16 protein-coding genes, 2 rRNA genes and 1 riboswitch (1 of these 19 running past the window's edge) are annotated in these 19,542 nt (G+C 54.7%); of the genes, 5 read left to right on the forward strand and 13 right to left on the reverse strand.

All coding sequences use genetic code 11. The annotated features are described in order from the left end of the window. Window positions 1–64: 64 nt before the first annotated feature. Both REIFOR_RS11715 and REIFOR_RS11720 read right to left on the reverse strand, forming a co-directional pair. Window positions 65–952 (reverse strand): metallophosphoesterase, encoded by an 888-nt coding sequence (locus REIFOR_RS11715; protein WP_227003671.1) that lies wholly within the window; start codon window positions 950–952, stop codon window positions 65–67. Between the two features lie 110 nt (window positions 953–1,062). After that, window positions 1,063–2,028, reverse strand: coding sequence for an AraC family transcriptional regulator (locus REIFOR_RS11720; protein ID WP_100257738.1), 966 nt, complete (start codon window positions 2,026–2,028; stop codon window positions 1,063–1,065). Between the two features lie 349 nt (window positions 2,029–2,377). Between REIFOR_RS11720 and exaC the strand changes: the two genes are divergently transcribed. Together exaC and REIFOR_RS11730 are read left to right on the forward strand one after the other, a co-directional pair. Continuing rightward, complete coding sequence (exaC, locus tag REIFOR_RS11725) at window positions 2,378–3,898, forward strand: acetaldehyde dehydrogenase ExaC (protein ID WP_100257739.1); 1,521 nt, start codon at window positions 2,378–2,380, stop codon at window positions 3,896–3,898. 174 nt (window positions 3,899–4,072) lie between these two features. Further along, the gene (locus REIFOR_RS11730) at window positions 4,073–4,735 is read left to right on the forward strand and encodes an RluA family pseudouridine synthase (protein WP_100257740.1); all 663 of its coding nucleotides are present in this window, start codon (window positions 4,073–4,075) and stop codon (window positions 4,733–4,735) included. Between the two features lie 31 nt (window positions 4,736–4,766). Here REIFOR_RS11730 and REIFOR_RS11735 read toward each other — a convergent pair whose 3' ends face one another. The 9 genes from REIFOR_RS11735 to thiB all read right to left on the reverse strand — a co-directional run bounded on the left by REIFOR_RS11735 (window position 4,767) and on the right by thiB (window position 14,260). Then, a complete protein-coding gene (locus REIFOR_RS11735; RefSeq protein ID WP_100257741.1) occupies window positions 4,767–5,759 on the reverse strand; it encodes an SDR family NAD(P)-dependent oxidoreductase in 993 nt (330 codons plus the stop codon). A 120-nt stretch (window positions 5,760–5,879) separates the two neighbouring features. Next, window positions 5,880–7,172: a DUF945 family protein gene (locus tag REIFOR_RS11740; RefSeq protein ID WP_100257742.1), complete on the reverse strand. Its 1,293-nt coding sequence runs from the start codon at window positions 7,170–7,172 to the stop codon at window positions 5,880–5,882. A gap of 230 nt (window positions 7,173–7,402) precedes the next feature. Continuing rightward, the gene (locus REIFOR_RS11745; RefSeq protein WP_100257743.1) at window positions 7,403–8,755 is read right to left on the reverse strand and encodes a leucyl aminopeptidase family protein; all 1,353 of its coding nucleotides are present in this window, start codon (window positions 8,753–8,755) and stop codon (window positions 7,403–7,405) included. Window positions 8,756–8,915: 160 nt separating this feature from the next. Then, the gene (locus REIFOR_RS11750) at window positions 8,916–9,218 is read right to left on the reverse strand and encodes an AzlD domain-containing protein (protein WP_100257744.1); all 303 of its coding nucleotides are present in this window, start codon (window positions 9,216–9,218) and stop codon (window positions 8,916–8,918) included. A gap of 5 nt (window positions 9,219–9,223) precedes the next feature. Continuing rightward, window positions 9,224–9,934 carry an AzlC family ABC transporter permease gene (locus REIFOR_RS11755; RefSeq protein ID WP_100257745.1) on the reverse strand — a complete coding sequence of 237 codons (711 nt, stop codon included), beginning with the start codon at window positions 9,932–9,934 and terminating at the stop codon, window positions 9,224–9,226. Between the two features lie 70 nt (window positions 9,935–10,004). After that, complete coding sequence (locus tag REIFOR_RS11760) at window positions 10,005–11,132, reverse strand: ATP-NAD kinase family protein (protein WP_100257746.1); 1,128 nt, start codon at window positions 11,130–11,132, stop codon at window positions 10,005–10,007. Window positions 11,133–11,155: 23 nt separating this feature from the next. Then, a complete protein-coding gene (locus REIFOR_RS11765) occupies window positions 11,156–11,803 on the reverse strand; it encodes a thiamine ABC transporter ATP-binding protein (protein WP_100257747.1) in 648 nt (215 codons plus the stop codon). Beyond that, window positions 11,796–13,274 (reverse strand): ABC transporter permease family protein, encoded by a 1,479-nt coding sequence (locus tag REIFOR_RS11770; RefSeq protein WP_100257748.1) that lies wholly within the window; start codon window positions 13,272–13,274, stop codon window positions 11,796–11,798. Before REIFOR_RS11770 ends, REIFOR_RS11765 begins: the two co-directional genes overlap by 8 nt. Continuing rightward, window positions 13,274–14,260: a thiamine ABC transporter substrate binding subunit gene (thiB, locus tag REIFOR_RS11775; protein ID WP_100257749.1), complete on the reverse strand. Its 987-nt coding sequence runs from the start codon at window positions 14,258–14,260 to the stop codon at window positions 13,274–13,276. Before thiB ends, REIFOR_RS11770 begins: the two co-directional genes overlap by 1 nt. Before the next feature lie 94 nt (window positions 14,261–14,354). Continuing rightward, window positions 14,355–14,456, reverse strand: a riboswitch (TPP riboswitch). Between the two features lie 41 nt (window positions 14,457–14,497). On the opposite strand from thiB, the gene REIFOR_RS11780 reads away from it, so the two are divergent. The 3 genes from REIFOR_RS11780 (at window position 14,498) to REIFOR_RS11790 (ending at window position 16,921) form a co-directional block, all read left to right on the forward strand. Next, window positions 14,498–15,310, forward strand: coding sequence for a phosphotransferase (locus tag REIFOR_RS11780; protein WP_100257750.1), 813 nt, complete (start codon window positions 14,498–14,500; stop codon window positions 15,308–15,310). Window positions 15,311–15,486: 176 nt separating this feature from the next. Further along, entirely contained in the window at window positions 15,487–15,909 is a 423-nt protein-coding gene (locus REIFOR_RS11785; RefSeq protein WP_100257751.1) for a hypothetical protein, read from the forward strand. Between the two features lie 7 nt (window positions 15,910–15,916). After that, window positions 15,917–16,921, forward strand: coding sequence for an AI-2E family transporter (locus tag REIFOR_RS11790; protein WP_100257752.1), 1,005 nt, complete (start codon window positions 15,917–15,919; stop codon window positions 16,919–16,921). A gap of 251 nt (window positions 16,922–17,172) precedes the next feature. On the opposite strand, the gene rrf is transcribed toward REIFOR_RS11790, so the two are convergent. Together rrf and REIFOR_RS11800 are read right to left on the reverse strand one after the other, a co-directional pair. Further along, window positions 17,173–17,288 (reverse strand): 5S ribosomal RNA (gene rrf, locus REIFOR_RS11795). Between the two features lie 165 nt (window positions 17,289–17,453). Then, window positions 17,454–19,542: ribosomal RNA gene (locus REIFOR_RS11800) — 23S ribosomal RNA — on the reverse strand; it runs 913 nt beyond the window's last position.

Consider the following 19,542-nt stretch of genomic DNA (forward strand, 5'->3'; position numbering starts at 1 on the left):
GCTCGACTGTCCGGGACCGGCCCTAAAATGGGGTGTGGATGCCGGTGCAAAACCGCCTTTTTCCTTAGTTCCAGCGAATGTTTAATTCGTCCCATTGTGACTGCGCGCCAAATCGAACGGGCAAGATACTGGTACCTACTCCCGAGGTAACAAAGACTGATCGTTGCTTGTCCTGGTAAAACCCACAATGGGCCAATGATGGCGCTTCAGATGGCACCCAAAGGGGGCCAACCAAGGGCAAGCTTACCTGTCCGCAGTGGGTGTGTCCGGCAAGCACCAAACCTGTCATGTGCTTGTCGAAAGCACCTGCTGGGTCATGTGTGATTGTAAGCTGCGGTAGGCCCTGACATTCCGCTGGGTAGTCTACGTACTTGTACCTATTGGTGAACTTGTCGCCCAGCCCCCGAATACAGACGGGGCCGTTAGCAGTCCTAACGAGTCGCGTCTGGTTCTCCATAACATCAACATCTAAACGATTGAATTCATAGAGCCATCGCTCGGGATCAGACCAGCTTTCGTAATTACCGAGCACAACAGCCCTTGGCAAAGGATCAATCAACTTCATTGCGTTGATAATATTTTCACGATGGGAGGACATATCAACTATGGCTCGGGGGCTCGCGGTATAATCGCCAACAAACACCACCAGATCGGGCTGCGTGGCTTTTATGTCTCGCATAAGGTTCTGGAGTTTTAGCAATGGCGCGGGGCCCTCGGGGAGATGTATGTCACCAATTACCGCAATTGACAGTGAACTTGACCCCAGGTTCGTATCGGACAGGGATATGGCGACCCTATTGCGCTCTGTGGTCAAATTTCCAGATATAGATACAAAAAAATAGGCGCTTACTAAAGTACAGGCAAAAATCCACCCAAGTATCTTCTTCATTTCCCATCTCTTTAATATTTGCCGGTATTCTGTCATCGAAGTTCCGCAAGCAATATTCAGCATCTGAGCCCCCACCCTGTAGTTAAATCAGGACCGGGAAGCTTAGCTGTGGATCGATCCAGCCGATGACCGACCAGTTTGTGCCCAATATTCGGCCTATCATCGTGAGCCGATCACTGGTGGATGTTTTGAGCCTCATTGGCGATCGATGCACCCATCTGATGGTGAGCAGCATATTGACGTGGCGACTCGCCAAACTGTTGGTGAAAACGCCGGGTGAAGTGACTCGGACTTTGGAACCCGACCTCGTAACACACTGCCGTGATTCCCCGGCCGCCTGCGATCAAAACTCGGGCCTTAGCCAGTCGCTGTTGTTGCACATACTCCATCGGCCCGCTGCCGATCAGCTTATTGAAGTGAGCGTAAAGTTTACTACGCGACATGCAGGCCACTTTACAGAGCGAGTCTATATCGATGGCGCTGGCCAGGTGGTCGTCGATATAGCGTAACGCCGCCGTCATACCGGTTAGGGTCGGGTCCCCTTTGGCACATTGCACCAAAAAGTCATGACCCTGTTGGCGCAGCATGCGGGTCAATAATTCGGTGACCCCTAGGTCCAGCACCAGGTCGCGATCCGGATCTTTGCCGACAAAACTGTCCACGATCCGCACCAGTAGCTGTTGTGTGGCCTCGGTGTGGAAAACGTGCAGCAGGTGGGCGGCATCTGGCTTCCAGTGTTCCAACTCACGCGGCAGTACGCCGTGTATATTCAAGCTGTCACAGACCTGTCGCAGCCGATTGCGGTCGATACCGAGGGCCAAACAGCTGGTCGGTTGGGTCGAGCTGGCATCGGGAAAGTCGATCGTAACGGTCTCGCCGGGGGCCATCACGAAGGACTCATGCGGTATGAAGGCTTCGTTGAAATGGTTTTTGCCGTGCAATACCTTGCGGCCACTGATCATGCCGCAATAGAGGATCTCTTCGGCTTCGAGGCGGACCTGCGTCGCGTTGCTAAAGGTATCGTAAATCGACAGTTCCACACCATGGGTTTCATATACGGTACGGTTCTCTACCAACAATCGCGGCGCGCTCTGGCGGCGATTACGCTCTGCTAAGGTCGTTAAATCTACTGTTGTCATCCTAACCTCAAAATAGTTTACCAACATTTATCCGAGTTCAGCGACATTCCCTAGTATGTTGCTGGCCCTTATCGATGGGGTGGATCGATCTACAGTGCGTTTACAGGCAGTCTTAGGCCCCGAAACGATCCCCTATATAAGTTCAGACGCTGAGCCTAGTAAAAAAAACGCTAAGGCAAGTCATCATTTATAACACCACGTAGCATAGGCTTCAACAACCCGACCAAAGTCTTAGCGTGTGGACTCGGGGCTGCACCGGTTCGAATCGAGATCTCGCAGACAAACCAGTAACCACTCGATTCAAATCCATGATCTCCATACTAAAAAAAATAAAATATAGGAGCTATATATGATTTATTCAAATCCTGGCCAGCCAGATTCGCTGCTAACCTTTAAGCAAAAATATGGCAATTACATCGGTGGCGACTGGGTCGCACCGGTTAATGGCAAGTACCTCGACAATGTCAGCCCGGTAAATGGCGATGTCTTCTGCCAAGTCCCACGCTCAGACGCGGCCGATATTGACCTGGCATTGGATGCAGCCCACCGCGCGGCGCCTGCTTGGGGCAAAACGGCTGCGGCCGAACGCAGCAACATACTGCTGCGTATTGCCGACCGTATGGAGCAAAACCTTGAAATGCTCGCCGTCGCGGAAAGCTGGGATAACGGTAAGGGCGTGCGTGAGACCCTGAACGCCGACATCCCACTGGCGGTTGACCATTTTCGTTACTTCGCCGGTTGTTTGCGAGCTCAAGAGGGCAGCATGGCTGAGCTCGACGAGACCACCGTGTCTTATCACATACACGAGCCATTGGGCGTCGTGGGTCAGATCATCCCATGGAACTTCCCGATTCTGATGGCCGCGTGGAAACTCGGACCGGCTCTGGCTGCCGGTAACTGTGTGGTCCTGAAACCAGCCGAACAAACCCCGGCATCGATTCTGGTGTTAATGGAGTTGATTGGTGATCTCTTACCGCCAGGCGTCCTCAATATCGTCAACGGCCTGGGCGAAGAAGCCGGCCATGCCTTGGCGACCAGCAAGCGTATCGCCAAGATCGCCTTCACCGGCTCAACCCCAGTCGGTCAGATGATCTTGCGCAATGCCGCTGACTTGCTGATACCCAGTTCTGTTGAGCTCGGTGGCAAGTCGCCAAACATCCTCTTTGACGACGTAATGCTGCAGGAAGATGACTATCTGAGTAAATGTGTTGAAGGCATCACCCTGGCCTTCTTTAACCAGGGCGAAGTCTGTACCTGTCCCTCGCGCGCACTTATTCAAGAAAGCATTTATGGCGATATGGTCGAGATGGTTGTTGCCCGTGCCGCGAAGATCATCCAAGGCAACCCGCTCGATACCGACACTCAGGTCGGTGCACAGGCCTCGCGCGAGCAGTTTGATCGTATTATGAACTATATTGACATCGGCAAGGCCGAAGGCGCGCAGCTGTTGCTCGGCGGTAGTGCTCAAAAACTGTCGAATGGCTTGCAGAATGGCTACTACATCCAGCCAACGCTGTTCAAAGGCACCAACGATATGCGAATTTTTCAAGAAGAGATTTTTGGCCCGGTGATCAGCGTTACCACCTTTAAGGATGAAGCCGAAGCCTTGGCGATTGCCAACGATTCCGAGTTCGGCCTCGGTGCCGGTCTCTGGACCCGTGATATGAACCGTGCTTACCGCATGGGTCGTGGCATTCAGGCCGGTCGAGTGTGGACCAACTGTTACCATGCTTATCCAGCGCATGCCGCCTTTGGTGGCTACAAGAAGTCGGGTATCGGTCGGGAAACGCATAAGATCGCGCTCGAGCATTACCAGCAGACCAAAAACCTGCTGGTCAGCTACAGCACCAGTCCGCTCGGGTTTTTCTAACCCAGGCCCTGAGACCTAACGAATAGCGCTTCGGCGCTATTTTTTTTGTCTGCCGATTAACACCCTAAAACCGATGGCCGCCAGCGCTATCAATCAATCAACTGGTAACCCAAGCACGCCTCGCCCTATACTTGCGCCTCGCCATGATCTGCTGACAGCCTAAGAGACTCCATCGTGACTCCCAGAATTTTCACCTACCGCCCCCCGGCAGCCGCGCTTGAGATTATTTTTCAGGATGACGCCTATCTGGCGATCAACAAACCGAGCGGCCTGCTGAGCAACCCCGGACGCGACCCGGTGACCCATGACTGCGCTCTAACCCGCTTGCAGGCGCGTTTTGGCGAAATCCATCTGGTCCATCGACTCGATTGCGATACCTCCGGGGTGCTGGTGTTTGCCAAGACTAAGGCGGCCGAGAGTGCCCTGAAGAAACAACTACAGTATCGACAGGTTGCTAAGACTTACGAGGCATTGGTCTGGGGATTGTTGGCACAGCCGGAGGGCCGTATCGAGTTGCCGATTGGGCCCAACCCGGACGATCGGCCACTGCAGCAGATCGACCAAAACGGTAAGGCGGCCGTGACCGACTATCGTCTGCTCCAGGCTGATGGCGCAGCGCATTGGTCGCGCCTGAGCTTGGCCCCCCAAACCGGCCGCACCCATCAACTGCGCGTCCATCTAAATGCCTTGGGTCACGCGATCTTGGGCGATACCTTCTATGCCCACCCAGAGGCATTGGCCATGCACTCTAGGCTCTGTTTGCATGCCCTGACTTTCTCGTTTGAGCATTTCGCCACCGGCCAATCGCTCACCCTCAGCGCGCGCAACGATTTTTAGCGCTCGGCCACACTATCGGCCCATACGATCCTTAGCGCGTGGCAAAAAAATCGCTGAGACCGGTACTATGCAGACTGTCAGCCCAGACCAATGCTTCCCCAATGGCATTGCGCTCAGCGGGCAACAACACCGCCGGCCCGGCACGCCCGCGGCCAATCGGACCGTAAAAATCCAGACTCGCGACATCCTTGGCGCAGCATGCGCGCACCAATCCCATCACCCCAGCGTCGACGCTGTGGGCTTGCTTGACAATGGCACGCACGATCAGCCGGTCGAGCCAGCCGATGCCGCCAGAGGCCAGGGTCTTGGCTTGGAGTTCAGTCTGGGTTGGGCCCGGATGAGCACATAGGCTCTTCACCTTGCCGGCCAGTTCCGGGCGCTGCCGTGCGATGGCATCGTGCAGGCTATAGGTGAACAGCAGGTTGGCCAGCTTGGATTGCTGATAGCGCCGCCATTTGCCCAGTCCAAGAAAACCATCGCCACCAAGCTTGGCTGGGTCTTTGGCCAGATATCGCGCCTGTAACTCACCACCGCGCCGCGCGCCACTGGAATGATTGACCACTCGGGCCTCGCCCCGCGCACCCACGGCTCGTTCCAACAGCGGCCAAGCACCGGAGCTCAACAGGAAGTGGCTCAGGTGATTGGTTTGCATCTGCAGATCCAAGCCATCGACCGTCACCCGACTCGGCACGGCCATGATGCCGGCATTATTACAGAGCACATCCAAGCCATTCGGGCAGGCACCGTTCAATTGATCAATGGCCGCTCTGACACTCGCCAAACTGGCCAGGTCACAGGGTATAAAGCGCGCATCAACCCGTTGCGCACGCAGCGTCCTAAGGGCTGCTGCACTGCGCGCTGAGGGTCGATTTAACATCAGCACCTGCGCACCTAAGGCGCCGCAGCGTTGAGCCAAAATAAGGCCGGTACCACTGGTGCAGCCGGTAATAGCGACGGTCTTACCCGCCATGCTCGGTAGAGTTGGCAGCAAGGCCGATATATCCTGATTTTGCGTGACGCTCATGGCTGGCCTTTTGTGTTCCACTCTGATGCGGGGTCAAATGTGAGGGTGTTCAACTTTTTAGGCAAAAAAAACGGCCGGTTGGCCGTTTTTGCTAGATCCGTACCTTAACACCGATGCGTGTTAAAAGGGCAACGGTAAGGGCTCACCGTTGAGCAGCGCAGAGCCATCGGCCAGCTTAAAGTCGACCTGGTAATCGGCGCCATTTTCCACTAGCACACCGGTCATCATCAGATTGTTGAATGGTTCTGCCAACAGGGTCGATTCGCTTAGGCCGCCGGCTAACTCCAGATGGGCATCGGCCTTGAGGCTGGACACCAGAGACAGCATCGAAAAGGGGTTGTTAACATCGGCTACAGCATTTTCCGGCATTTCGAACGATGCCTGTAGGGCGATGGCTTGACCGTCCAGGGTCGCCTGCAGCTGGGAGACGGCAAACACAAAGCCAGTACGTAAAAATACATTGATGTCTTCCATCAGGGCCGGGCTCGCCTCACCACTGATCTGCATCGCGTTTAGGTTTTGTGACAGGCTCTGTAGGTTTTGCACAGAAGAACCGGTCATTGATAGGGCGAGGAGGATGTCTTTGATATCCACAGGCGCTTCGCCATCGTCAAGAGACACCTGATCAACTTGGAAGGACAGGTCCATCGCAAGCCGCTCATCAGTAACCTGGCTGTTCGATTGGATGCTATAAGCACCAACCTGGTAGTGTACCTGGGCCAATTCACTGGTTAAATCGAAGCTCATGCCGTCGCCGCTAGTACTCTGCTCGCCGACAAAGACGCTACCGCCGATATAGCGGCCCTCAGACTGAAAAGACAAGGGTCGCATGACCATGGCGACCTGTTCCGGTTCATTGACCGTCACCGTTGCACCCGGCCAAGAGCCCGTCATACTGAATTTCCCGCTGGGATCACCGGTTATGGCCAAGCGCAGTGGCGACATCCGCACCGTGGCCTGCTCGATCTGCTCTTCGATACCGATGCCGAGCCAATCACTCTGGTAATCACCGGTTAGACTGATTTTGGTGGTACCGGTCATCACATCTTGATCGATCAGTAACGTGCGTAATAGCGCCTGATTTTGTGCGTCGTCAACCCACGTCAGGAGTGACGCGTCGAAATGGAGGCGATGTTCTATCCTGGCCCCCCAGGGGCGTTTTTGGATGTTGTTGTCGATCACCAGGGTGACACGTTGGTCAGCCTGTTCGACGCTCGCGGTCAACACCAGGTGTCGTTCGATAAAGCTACTTTGATCATCGCTGACCGCAATCAGGATGGAGGAGGCGGCTGCGCTGTCTTGCAACTGGGCCAGGGCCGCGTCGATTTGGCGGTCGGCGACCAACATAGCGCTAGCACCGGCAAGTGCGACACCGACGACCACTAGGGAGGTTACTAAAAGCGTTTTATTCATTTGAATTCCTATAGTCCTTGTGAAAAATCAATTCAAAAAAAGGCACCATTATCGTCTTCCTGACAGACAAGCCAGCCCTTGATTGAGTCGCAATCATAAGGCTTCCGCTTGAGATGTACATCGCTGCTGAGGAATTTTTTGACTTGACACCGGGGCGGCACATCAAAGGACCTGCCACCCCGATTGAGGGGGGATTAGCGCCCTAGGTGGCCGCGTTGAAACGCCCCCTATTAACTATAGCGTTGATTTAGGGCTGCAAAGACAGCGCGCAGACCCATCGCCTCGCCGCCCATGGGTCGGCCGGGCCGTTGGCGATTGTTCCAAGCACCGACATCGATATGCACCCAGGGGCTGTGCTCGACAAAATGCTGCAGAAACAGTGCCGCGGTAATCGACCCGCCGTAGGGCACCGGTGCACTGTTGACCAGATCTGAAATGGTGCCGACCATATAGTCGCCGTAGCCCTGATGCAAGGGCATCTGCCAGAGCGGATCTTCATGATCGGCGCCGGCCGCCGTTAGGGCCTGGGCAAAGGCCGCATCGGTGCTATAGAAAGCCGGCACTTCCAGACCCAAGGCAATTCGCGCCGCGCCGGTCAGGGTGGCGAAATCGATGATCAGATCCGGGTTATCCGTTTCGGCTTCGGCCAGGGCATCGCAGAGCACCAGACGCCCTTCGGCATCGGTATTGTCAATTTCCACGGTCAGACCCTTACGCGTCTTGACTACATCGCCGGGCCGGAAGGCATTGCTGCTGACCGCGTTTTCGACCGCCGGAATCAGCACCCGCAGCCGCACCGGTAAATTGCGACTCATAATCAGGGTCGCCAAACCCAAGGCATGGGCGGCCCCGCCCATATCCTTTTTCATCAGGCGCATACCGGCGGCCGATTTCAGATCCAAACCGCCACTGTCAAAACAGACGCCCTTGCCGACCACCGTCAATTTGGGATGGCTCGGGTCGCCCCAACTCAGGTCCAGCAGACGCGGTGCGTGTTCTGACGCGCGACCGACCATATGGATGGTCGGGTAGTTGTGCGCTAAAAGCTCATCGCCGACCAGCTGACTGAAGTCGGCATCAAATTCGGTCGCCATGGTCGTCATCAGTGATGCCAGATGTTGCGGCATCATATCCCCGGCGGGGGTATTGACCAGGTCTCGAGTTAGGCACACACCGTCGGCCAGCAGATGGGCCTGATGTACCGCTTCAGCGCTGCTCAGATAAAGCAGCGCCTGTGGCTGGCCACTGTCGAGATAACGGTTAAACTGGTATTGACCCAAGATCCAGCCCAGGCCAGCGCTCTGCTGGCGCGCCTCAGGACCGGCATAATGGTAGTGTGCTGCGGGTAAGGCCAAGGCCGCATCGGCCAGCGCCCAACAGGAATCGGCGTCGTCGGCGACCACTATAACGCTGCCCGGGTTGCCGGTTGAATTCGGCAAGAGCGCAAAGCCCGGTGTTTTGAAGCCGCTGTGCATCAGCCAATTACAGGTGAATTCAGATTGTTGCACAAACCATTCATCGTACTCGGCCGTCGCAATCAGTTGGAGTGGAATACCGCTTTTGCCTGTTTGAACGTTTGCCATACTCTGTCAGTCCCTTTCCTATCTAAGTCTAAGTCTAAGTCTAAGTCTAAGTCTAAGTGGTTGCAGCATAATACAATCGGCGCACAGCGCCATTGGCCAATACTAATTCTTTGCCCTAGTTGGCACTGTCGGCCTATTGGTGATTACAGTCTATGGGTAATCACAGCAACCAGAGGCGCAACAACCAAAAGCTGCCCATCCCGACGATCACCGTGACCAGCATCGGTGCGCGCATCAGGCCCAAGAGCAGGCAGATGATCGCCGCCAGTAATTCCGGTTGCACGACTGAATCGAGATTGACCGATGGCGCCAAAATCGGTTCGGCGACTAGGGCCGCTAGCACGGCGGCCGGCACCACATTTAAGAATTTCAATAACGGCTCGGGCAAGACCAAATTCGACAATACGAAAGGCGCGGCCCGGACACCCCAGGTTACGCCAATCATACCCAGAATCAGTAACATCTCGTTCACGATTTGTTCTCCGGATCGAAGCGATCCAATTGAGAGGCGACCAAGGCCGCCACCATGACGGAGAACACGATGCCGGTTTTGTGCGGCCAGGACCGGGTGAACCAGGCCAGGGTAAAGGCCAATACCGCGCTGACGACATTCTTGCGGTGCCGAAACATCGGCATCATCATCGCTAAGAAGGCCGTCACCATGGCAAATTCTAAACCCAGCTGTTCAATACCCTCCAAGGCGGATCCAGCCCAGAGCCCAATCCAGGTACAGACTTGCCAATTGCTGTACATAAACAGGCCCGATCCCAGATAGTAGGGCACCCGATCGGCCTCGCTCAGTCCCGACAGATAACGTTGATTAAAGGTGACATAGGTTTCATCGGTAAGTAAAAAGCTCAGTCCGATCTTGGATCGTTTCGCGACATGCTGCAGAGGTACCAGCATACCCAGGGCATAGAGCAGATGGCGCAGGTTGACGACTAGGGTGGTGAGCACAATGAGTACGGCCGGGGTCCCGGTGGCCAGCAGGCCAATTGCGACATATTGGCTGGCACCGGCAAACACCAGGGCCGAAAAGGCCACTGCGACCCAGCCGGCAATACCGTTGGCCGGAGCCAGCACACCAAATAGAATGCCAAACGGAATGGCCGCCAACACCATCGGCAGGCTATCGAGCGCACCCTGCCCGAAGGCGCGGAACTGTTGCGCATTGTTCATGACGGGAGGCCGACTTGGGGGTCAGCAGCGCATTGACTTGGCGCGAGGTCGGGGCATAACCCCAGTCCCTTCACCGAGCCACGAGCGGGTAGATGACCCGGTCGTCAAAGCCGGTAATCACGGTAACCAGCCCGGCCCACTGTCGATCCAAGCCGGGATCGCTGCTATCGATCAGCAAGGGCCGTCCGGCCAACGACCGCAGTTTGCCCTTGCTGCCGATGACCCAGAGATTCTCCTTACCCAAGCAAGCCAGCACCGCCGGGCTAAATTGCGGATTACCCCGGCCCAAAATATGGCCCTGACCGCCAATAATGCTGACGATGGCGGTCGCATCCTGATCGGCCAACAGCGCCAACAGATCCGCTTCGGTGCAATCGCCCTGAATCAACTGACCGGCCTTAATCGCGTCGATACCAAGCAGACTGTTGGCAATATTCAGATGGTCCATCAGGGTTGCCGTGGTTTTGCCACTGCCGACTAGGTAGAGCCGCTCAGGATCCAATTGGCTCTCTAACCAATCGGCGATATCGCTTAAAACCAGCTCATCACTTTCGATGCCACCCACCTTGACCTGTTGCATAAACTCACCGGCCACCGGTATCAACATATCGCCAAAGTGAGTCGAGCGGACCTGGTTCTTGCGGAAGGCCGCCTCGTCAATATCGCGCACCTCCTCGCGGCGCACCTCGGTGATGCGACCATCGACCAGACCGGCTAGGACCTCGCCGGCGGCGTGTGCAGTCACAGCAAAAACCGCCGAGTGTATTTTCACCCCGGCCGGGATGCCGATAACCGGCACCTTGTCGCCGAGTACAGAAAAAACATCGCGCGCGGTGCCATCGCCGCCGGCAAAAACCAATACATCGAGCGCTTGATTAAGCATCCAGGCCAAGGCCGCGTGGCTGTCGGCGGCTTCGGTTTGCGCGGGCGGCGCAATCGGCATCACATTCACATTCGGTACCTTGAGCTCGGCCAGCACGTCGGCGCCCATCGATCCGGCGGCGCTATACCAGTCGATTGACGCATCGCCCAGGCGAGCGTTCAGAAAGGCTTGCACCATGGTCTGGGCCTTGATTTGGGCGCGCGGTTGAGCACCCCGGGCCAAGGCGGTGCTGCGAATATGTTCGCCATCACTGCCTTTTAAGGCGACGGTGCCACCGATGCCGGCCCAAGGGTTAATCAAAAAACCTATTCTCATGAATGCTAACTTACTCTTGTCGACTAACGGGCAGGATACTGCTTCCAGAGAGTACTTGAAACACCTTCCAGCACACTGTCGACATCCGCTGCCATTTCCGCCAAATGATGAGTCACCAGAATCACCGTGGTGCCGTGTTCGCGTTGCATGTCCTTGACCCAGGCTAGGCCATCCGCCCGCAGGGCCGGGTCGAGCGATGAAAAGGGCTCATCGAGCAACAGCACCGGTTTGTTTTGCAGAAAAACCCGCGCCAAGGCGACGCGTTGCTGTTGGCCACCGGATAGCTCGCCAGCTCTTTTGGCCAACAACTCGGTGAGTTGAAAACGTTCAGCGGCCGCAGCGAGTTGCTTGCGCTGCGAGGTGTTTAACCGTGCCGACGGGGCCAGACCGAGTGCCAAATTGGTCGTCACACTGAGGTGGTCGAACAGATTATGGCTTTGGAACAGCACGCCAAAGGGTCGCTGCTGCAGTGGCAGCCGGGCGACATCCTGGCCACACCAGAAAATCTTACCCGATTGGGCCGGCCGCAAACCCAAGAGCGTGTTTAACAGCGAACTCTTGCCAATCCCACTGCCGCCAACCACCGCCAATAATTTATTATGCGGCAATGCAAAGGACCATTCGAAACGATGATCATCTAGGTGCATGGCTAATTGTTGTACTTCAAGCATGACGATTACGCTCACTAAACCATTCAGCGGCCACTAATAGGGCACCGCAAATTAACAATAGTACCAGGGTTAATTGGGAGGCCAAGACCATCTGATAACTGCCCATGGCCTGATAAATCAAAATCGGTAGGGTGACAAACTGAGCGGAGCCAATTAAGGCCGCTATGCCCAAGTCGCCGACCGATAAGACAATGGCCAGCGTCAGGCACCACGGCAAGGTAGCCCGCAAGGCCGGCCAATAGATTAATCGAAATTGCGCCCAACTGCTCATGTCTAGGCTAAGCGCCAGATGATCATAGCGTGCGCGAAAGACCTTCACCCGGCTCGCGAGCGGCGATACGATCAGCGGCATCGCCATCAGACCGTTGAGCCAAATGATCAAAAGGCCGGTAATTTTAAAGGCGATGTTCAGGCGTAAGGCCAACAAAAACAAGCCCGTAGTGATCACCATAATCGGCATCACGAGCAGGCCAAAGTCGAGAAAACGCATTATGCGGTTGTCATTGCGGCTGAACGACCGCAGTAGCGCCAAGAGCAGCGCGAACGACCCGCTGCCGAACGCCAGCATCAAGCTGGTGACGATGGCCTGCGTCAGGCGTTGCGACCCTTGCCAGGGCGCACTGAGGCCGTGCAGCAGCAAAGCCAGTAAGGGGTAGAGCAGCAGCGCCAGCAGCAGCGCCAGCACTATTCCTTGCTGACGACTCGGCGCTAGGGTGCGCTGGGCTTTTTCGCGATCCAGTTCGAGCGACAAGCTCTGGCGTCGGCCTAGAAACCACATCAGGCCGAAAGCAATCAGCGCATGAATCACGGCATAGAGCACCCCGGCCTGCGGATCAAAATCAAACTTCAGGGCTTGGTAGATCGCTACTTCCAGATTGGTATTGGCCGGGCCGCCACCGAGCGTGAGGACAATAGTAAAGCTGCTAAAGCAGAGCAAAAAAATCATCGTAAAAACCGGCTTCAACGCTTGGCGCAAAACCGGCCATTCTAACCAGATAAATTGATGCCAACGCGAAAAGCCCAGGGTGCGACCCAATTGCCGCTCGCGCTCGGCGATGCGACTGAGTCGTTCCCAAAAAATACGCATAGCATAGGGTACATTCAAGTACAGATGCGCCAAGAGAATACCCTCTAGGCTGAATACATTAAACCAATCGGAAAAGGCAGCAACGACGCCGAGAATAATGGTTAACACCGGCATAATAAAAAACAGATTGAGCAGGCCCTTAACCAACCACTGGCCGTGAAAAGCTTGCCCGGCTAAACACCAAGCAAGGGGTAAGGCAATAAGTACGGCAAAGAAGGCCGACAAGGCGGCCTGCCAGATAGAAAAGCGCACAATCTGCATCAGCCAAGGATCAACATAGCTCATCCAACCGTAGCCACCGCCGGGATGAAAATACAATCCGACACCGGCCAAGACCAGCGTCGTGATGATAATCAGCGTTGCAAAGAATGCGGCTGTTTTCACTATTGGCTAGCGGCGTTACGCCATTCCTTGATCCACTCACGTCGGTTTTGAGCCACCTCGGCGCTGCTGAAAAAGAGCGACTTGGGTTGAATCAATTGATCGAAGGCAGCCGGCTTTTCTGCGTCGGCTAACACTGGCCACATCCAATTGGTTCCGGCAAAAACATCTTGCGCCGGCTTGCTGATCAAAAAGGCTAAAAAGGACTGGGCCAACTCCAGATTCTGACTGGTCGCGACCGCTGCTGCTAACTCAATCTGAACATAGTGCCCTTCGGAAAATTCAGCCGCCTTATATTTATCGGTATCTTCCCAAGTCAGGTGATAGGCCGGCGAAGTGACATAGCTGAGCACCATATCGCTCTTACCTTCTTGGAACAGAGCATAGGCTTCACTCCAGCCAGGGGTCACGGTGACGGTTTTTTGCTGCAGCTGTTGCCAAGCCTCACCCGACTGATCACCGAAGACCGACTTCATCCACAACATTAGGCCTTGGCCGGGCGTACTAACGCGCGGGTCCTGATAGATAACCGACAGATCGGATTCTTGCACCAGCTCGCGTAAAGATGAGGGCACCTTGGTCACTCGCGTCGCGTCATAAACGAAGGCGAAATGACCGTAGTCATAGGGCACAAACTGATTGTCGTTCCAGGCATAGGGTAAGGCCAAGCCCGACAGCTCTTGACCGTGATCGACCATCAGACCCAACGCCTTGGCTTCGGCCATCAGGCCGTCGTCCAGACCCAGGATAATATCGGCCTGGCTTTGATCGCCTTCTAAACGCAACCGATTCAACAATGCGACGCCGTCTTCTAAGCCGACAAAGTTCACCTCGCAGTCACAGCGAGCAGCAAACTTTTCAGCCAAGACAGGACCCGGGCCCCATTCGCTGGTAAAGGATTCATAGGTATAGATGGTGAGGGTTTGTGCTTGGGCAACGCCAACTGAGCAACAGAGCGCGAGCGAGCCAAGCAAGTGTTTAAAATGCATTTCAGATTCCTGTATCAATAAGTAGAAAATTGATACCGGCGCATCGGTTCGGCCAAATGCCGAAGATGTCAGGGAAGGTTAGACAGTAACCAAAACAAAAGACTTCTTTGCTCCCTACGCCAGTACAAACTGGTTCAGGTTCAACGGGTTTTTCTCAGCCAAGCAATTCAATTGCTTGGCACCCCGGCAAGAACGAGGCATAGTCTACTGATTTTTACGGCCAGTCAAAAGCGAAATATGCAATTACATCAAGCGCTGCCGATTCTGCGCGATATCATTGGCGACAATGTTCAGGTACGTCGTGTCCCGAGCGGCCTGACCAATGCGGTTTACCGACTGACCACACCGGAAAGCAGCTGGGCATTGCGGATCAATAATCCGCAGGGTCATCGGCTGGGTATCAATCGACAACGCGAATTGGATATTTTAGCGCATGTAAAGGGACAGCCTTGGGCGCCGGTGGTCGCTTGGGCATCGCATCAACTGCTGCTGACCGAATGGCACAGTGGCGCCGATTTTCACCCCAGCACTGCCGATTCGCTCGAGACGCTCTGTGCCTTGATCGAGACGATACACGGCCTTACCGACGCCCATCTATTAGACCAGCCTGCCCTGTTGGTACCGGATCAAATTCAATTACTGCTGGCCCAGGGCGGCGCGGTAGATCCACTCTTTCAGGCCCAGGTGCTGGCCGAGTGCGAGCGCTATCAAGCGCCCGACCGGCTGGTCCTGTGTCACCATGACTGGCACGCTGGTAACCTGATTCAACAGCCATCACAACAACTGGTGTTGCTCGACTGGGAGTATGCCGCCCCGGGTGATGCTCGACTCGACTTGGCCTGCCTACTGTCCGGCTTCAAATTATCCGTCACACAACGGCAGCAGGTCCTGGAACGGTTTCAACTCGAGCCCGACACCTTGCTGACCGCCCAATGTTTGGCCGATGCCATGTCCCTGCTCTGGTATCGCGTGCGCTGTCCAACGCGGCCCTATTTGGCCGAGCAGCACCAGTGGCGGGTGCGCTGGCAAGCGCACCTCGACACACGTTGATGGGCGCCAGAATGCGCCATTGCCAACCTGCATCAAACCGGTCCGGTACCGTCATAAATGGCTAGCGCGTTGACGTGGCTTTGCCGCCAATCAGCAACTACCCTTTAGGCGAGGACTCGGGTTCGAATTTGATCGAATGCCTGCGGTGGGTCGGTCTTTAGCGGGCGGGGTTAGCCATGATCAGCATTGTTATCACACTTCATCTTGTCGCCATGGCGTTAGCCCTGGGCGGCCGGCTCATCTTTGCCGCCCTACTACAACATTCTATGGCGGGCAGCGTGACGGGCAAATTGGAACAACTGCAGGCGCCCTTGACGATTGTAAAACTGGCCGATTGGGGCCTACTAATGGCTTTATTGAGCGGACTGCTGCTGTTCTTTCTGCAAAATTTATCGGTGTCGGTCAGCCCTTGGTCATTCAAGTTAAAGGTGGTCCTCGCTGCCTTGCTAATCATCGCTATAGGCGCCTTTCATATTGCCCAGATGCGGGTCGTGAACCATTACGATGTGCAGATGTTACCGGTACTGAAACGCCTGAATATCATTACAGTAGCGTTGCTTTCGGGTATGGTATTTTTTGCGACCTTTGCCATAAACTAGGCTGACTATGAATGATTCCCAATTCTTTAGAGTACTGATTTCCTGTGCCGCCTTCATTGTGATCTTGGCAGGATTAAAAATTGCCCAACCGGTCGTCGTACCGGTTTTGGTTGCTCTGTTCCTCGCTGTGGTTACCTCGCCGGCAGTCTCCTATTTGGTTCGTTTCAAGATCCCCAGTGGGCTGGCCATCAGCATTGTGGTCGCGGCCTTGATCGGCTGTTTTTATGGCTTGGGCTCGCTTTTAGGTAATTCCACGGGCTTGTTTATCGACCGTTTGCCCGACTACGAATTACGCCTAGTCAGCTGGCTGGCGCAGCTGCAGATTCAGTTCCCCTGGCTGATCAATGACCTGAAAACGAGCATCGCCGAATTTAAGCCGACTGAAAATGCCCTCACGCTGCTACGACCACTCTTCTCCGGCGTTGGCAGCCTGTTAACCGCCCTGATCCTAATCCTCTTTACGCTTATCTTTTCGCTCCTAGAAGCACAGAGCGTGTCACTCAAAATTCGCTTGGTTATGGGTGATAAGAACAGCATCAACTATGTTAAGAGATTCACTCGCTTGGTGCAGCGCTATCTATTGGTAAAATCGCTTATCAGCTTCGCGACCGGCCTGCTGGTTGGCTTCATGCTATGGTTAATTGGTGTGGACTACCCAATACTCTGGGGCACCCTAGCCTTTCTAATGAACTATATCCCGAGCATTGGCTCATTGATTGCCGCCATCCCCGCCATTCTAGTCGCCACCTTGCAACTGGGTTGGCCCGGTCTGGTAAGCAGTGCGGCTGGTTTTGTCGGCATCAACCTGATTGTAGGCAACCTAATTGAGCCGCGGCTGATGGGCAAGACCCTGAATATTTCGCCCTTGATTCTGTTTCTATCGTTGATTTTTTGGGGCTGGATTCTAGGTCCTATCGGCATGTTGTTGGCGATTCCATTGACCGTGGTGGTCAAGATAGGCTTAGAGGTGTACCCCAAAACGCGTTGGCTGGCCCAGATGATCAGCCAATGATGGTCATTGTTGGGGGTTTGTTCTTGGGGTCTGCCCATGTGAGAGTCCCACGCATAAAAAAACCCGCAGCCGTTAGACTGCGGGTTTTTCATTTTTTTAGGAGCTTGACGATGACCTACTCTCACAGGGGGCGGTGCGACGCCTCGCGTGATGCGGCAACCCGAGCCCACTAAAAAGTGGGTCTACCCGTGTGAGAGTCCCACGCATAGCAAAAACCCCGACCGTTTCCGATCGGGGTTTTCTTTTTAGGAGCTTGACGATGACCTACTCTCACATGGGGAGACCCCACACTACCATCGGCGATACGTCGTTTCACTTCTGAGTTCGGTATGGGATCAGGTGGTTCCAACGCTCTATGTTCGTCAAGCAAACTGGTTGTCATAGCGCGTGTCTGTCGGGTGACAGCGCACGCTCTACGCAATTGGGTACTAAAAAAGCTCTCAACTTCCGGATACTGCTCAACTCATCTTGGTCGTTCTTTTCTTTCAGCGTATCTCTGAACTACCAACAGCTCAAACCACTTCGGCGTTATATGGCCAAGCCGCACGGGCAATTAGTACAGGTTAGCTCAACGCCTCACAACGCTTACACACCCTGCCTATCAACCAGTTAGTCTTACTGGGCCCTTCAGGAGGCTTAAAGCCTCGGGGAAAACTTATCTTGAAGGGGGCTTCCCGCTTAGATGCTTTCAGCGGTTATCCCGTCCGAACTTAGCTACCGGGCAATGCCATTGGCATGACAACCCGAACACCAGAGGTTCGTCCACTCCGGTCCTCTCGTACTAGGAGCAGCTCTTCTCAATTTTCCAACGTCCACGGCAGATAGGGACCGAACTGTCTCACGACGTTCTAAACCCAGCTCGCGTACCACTTTAAATGGCGAACAGCCATACCCTTGGGACCGGCTTCAGCCCCAGGATGTGATGAGCCGACATCGAGGTGCCAAACACCGCCGTCGATGTGAACTCTTGGGCGGTATCAGCCTGTTATCCCCGGAGTACCTTTTATCCGTTGAGCGATGGCCCTTCCATACAGAACCACCGGATCACTATGACCTACTTTCGTACCTGCTCGACCTGTCCGTCTCGCAGTCAAGCGCGCTTATGCCATTATACTAACCGCATGATTTCCGACCATGCTTAGCGCACCTTCGTACTCCTCCGTTACTCTTTAGGAGGAGACCGCCCCAGTCAAACTACCCACCACACACGGTCCGTAACCTCGTTTCGAGGCCGACGTTAGAACCTCAATGTTATCAGGGTGGTATTTCAAGGTTGGCTCCACTGCAACTAGCGTCACAGCTTCAAAGCCTCCCACCTATCCTACACAAATAACATCAAAGTCCAGTGTGAAGCTATAGTAAAGGTTCACGGGGTCTTTCCGTCTAGCCGCGGATACACGGCATCTTAACCGCGATTTCAATTTCACTGAGTCTCGGGTGGAGACAGCGCCCCCATCGTTACACCATTCGTGCAGGTCGGAACTTACCCGACAAGGAATTTCGCTACCTTAGGACCGTTATAGTTACGGCCGCCGTTTACCGGGGCTTCGATCAAGAGCTTCGCTTACGCTAACCCCATCAATTAACCTTCCGGCACCGGGCAGGTGTCACACCCTATACGTCCACTTTCGTGTTTGCAGAGTGCTGTGTTTTAAGTAAACAGTCGCAGGGGCCTGGTATCTTCGGCCCAAGTCAGCTCAGAGAGCAAGTCTCATCACCAGCCTGGGCGTGCCTTCTCCCGAAGTTACGGCACCATTTTGCCTAGTTCCTTCACCCGAGTTCTCTCAAGCGCCTTGGTATTCTCTACCTGATCACCTGTGTCGGTTTGGAGTACGGTTCCAATACAGCTGGAGCTTAGAGGCTTTTCCTGGAAGCATGGCATCAGTGACTTCGGATCCCGTGGGATCACCGTCATTACGCCTCAGCCTTAGTGAGTGTCCGGATTTTCCTAAACACTCAGCCTACACGCTTAAACCGGGACTACCAACGCCCGGATCACCTAGCCTTCTCCGTCCCCCCTTCGCACTGTATTGAAGTACAGGAATATTAACCTGTTTCCCATCGACTACGCTCTTCAGCCTCGCCTTAGGGGCCGACTCACCCTGCTCCGATTAACGTTGAACAGGAAACCTTGATCTTTCGGCGTGCGAGTTTTTCACTCGCATTATCGTTACTCATGTCAGCATTCGCACTTGTGATACCTCCAGCAAGCTTCTCAACTCACCTTCAACGGCTTACACAACGCTCCTCTACCACTCATGTATAAATACACAAGTCCGTAGCTTCGGTGTTTGGTTTGAGCCCCGTTATATCTTCCGCGCAGGCCGACTCGACTAGTGAGCTATTACGCTTTCTTTAAAGGGTGGCTGCTTCTAAGCCAACCTCCTAGCTGTCTGAGCCTTCCCACATCGTTTCCCACTTAACCAAAACTTTGGGACCTTAGCTGACGGTCTGGGTTGTTTCCCTTTTCACGACGGACGTTAGCACCCGCCGTGTGTCTCCCGGATAGTACTCACTGGTATTCGGAGTTTGCATGGGGTTGGTAAGTCGGGATGACCCCCTAGCCCAAACAGTGCTCTACCCCCAGTGGTATTCGTCCGAGGCACTACCTAAATAGTTTT

Source organism: Reinekea forsetii, assembly GCF_002795845.1.
GTDB classification, from domain to species: Bacteria; Pseudomonadota; Gammaproteobacteria; order Pseudomonadales; family Natronospirillaceae; genus Reinekea; species Reinekea forsetii.

What these genes read in the sequence shown, in the direction of transcription:
- REIFOR_RS11715 (WP_227003671.1), bottom strand. Translation starts at nt 952, where the DNA reads ATGCTGAATATTGCTTGCGGAACTTCGATGACAGAATACCGGCAAATA.
- REIFOR_RS11720 (WP_100257738.1), bottom strand. Translation starts at nt 2,028, where the DNA reads ATGACAACAGTAGATTTAACGACCTTAGCAGAGCGTAATCGCCGCCAG.
- exaC (WP_100257739.1), top strand. Translation starts at nt 2,378, where the DNA reads ATGATTTATTCAAATCCTGGCCAGCCAGATTCGCTGCTAACCTTTAAG.
- REIFOR_RS11735 (WP_100257741.1), bottom strand. Translation starts at nt 5,759, where the DNA reads ATGAGCGTCACGCAAAATCAGGATATATCGGCCTTGCTGCCAACTCTA.
- REIFOR_RS11740 (WP_100257742.1), bottom strand. Translation starts at nt 7,172, where the DNA reads ATGAATAAAACGCTTTTAGTAACCTCCCTAGTGGTCGTCGGTGTCGCA.
- REIFOR_RS11745 (WP_100257743.1), bottom strand. Translation starts at nt 8,755, where the DNA reads ATGGCAAACGTTCAAACAGGCAAAAGCGGTATTCCACTCCAACTGATT.
- REIFOR_RS11750 (WP_100257744.1), bottom strand. Translation starts at nt 9,218, where the DNA reads ATGTTACTGATTCTGGGTATGATTGGCGTAACCTGGGGTGTCCGGGCC.
- REIFOR_RS11755 (WP_100257745.1), bottom strand. Translation starts at nt 9,934, where the DNA reads ATGAACAATGCGCAACAGTTCCGCGCCTTCGGGCAGGGTGCGCTCGAT.
- REIFOR_RS11760 (WP_100257746.1), bottom strand. Translation starts at nt 11,132, where the DNA reads ATGAGAATAGGTTTTTTGATTAACCCTTGGGCCGGCATCGGTGGCACC.
- REIFOR_RS11765 (WP_100257747.1), bottom strand. Translation starts at nt 11,803, where the DNA reads ATGCTTGAAGTACAACAATTAGCCATGCACCTAGATGATCATCGTTTC.
- thiB (WP_100257749.1), bottom strand. Translation starts at nt 14,260, where the DNA reads ATGCATTTTAAACACTTGCTTGGCTCGCTCGCGCTCTGTTGCTCAGTT.
- REIFOR_RS11780 (WP_100257750.1), top strand. Translation starts at nt 14,498, where the DNA reads ATGCAATTACATCAAGCGCTGCCGATTCTGCGCGATATCATTGGCGAC.
- REIFOR_RS11785 (WP_100257751.1), top strand. Translation starts at nt 15,487, where the DNA reads ATGATCAGCATTGTTATCACACTTCATCTTGTCGCCATGGCGTTAGCC.
- REIFOR_RS11790 (WP_100257752.1), top strand. Translation starts at nt 15,917, where the DNA reads ATGAATGATTCCCAATTCTTTAGAGTACTGATTTCCTGTGCCGCCTTC.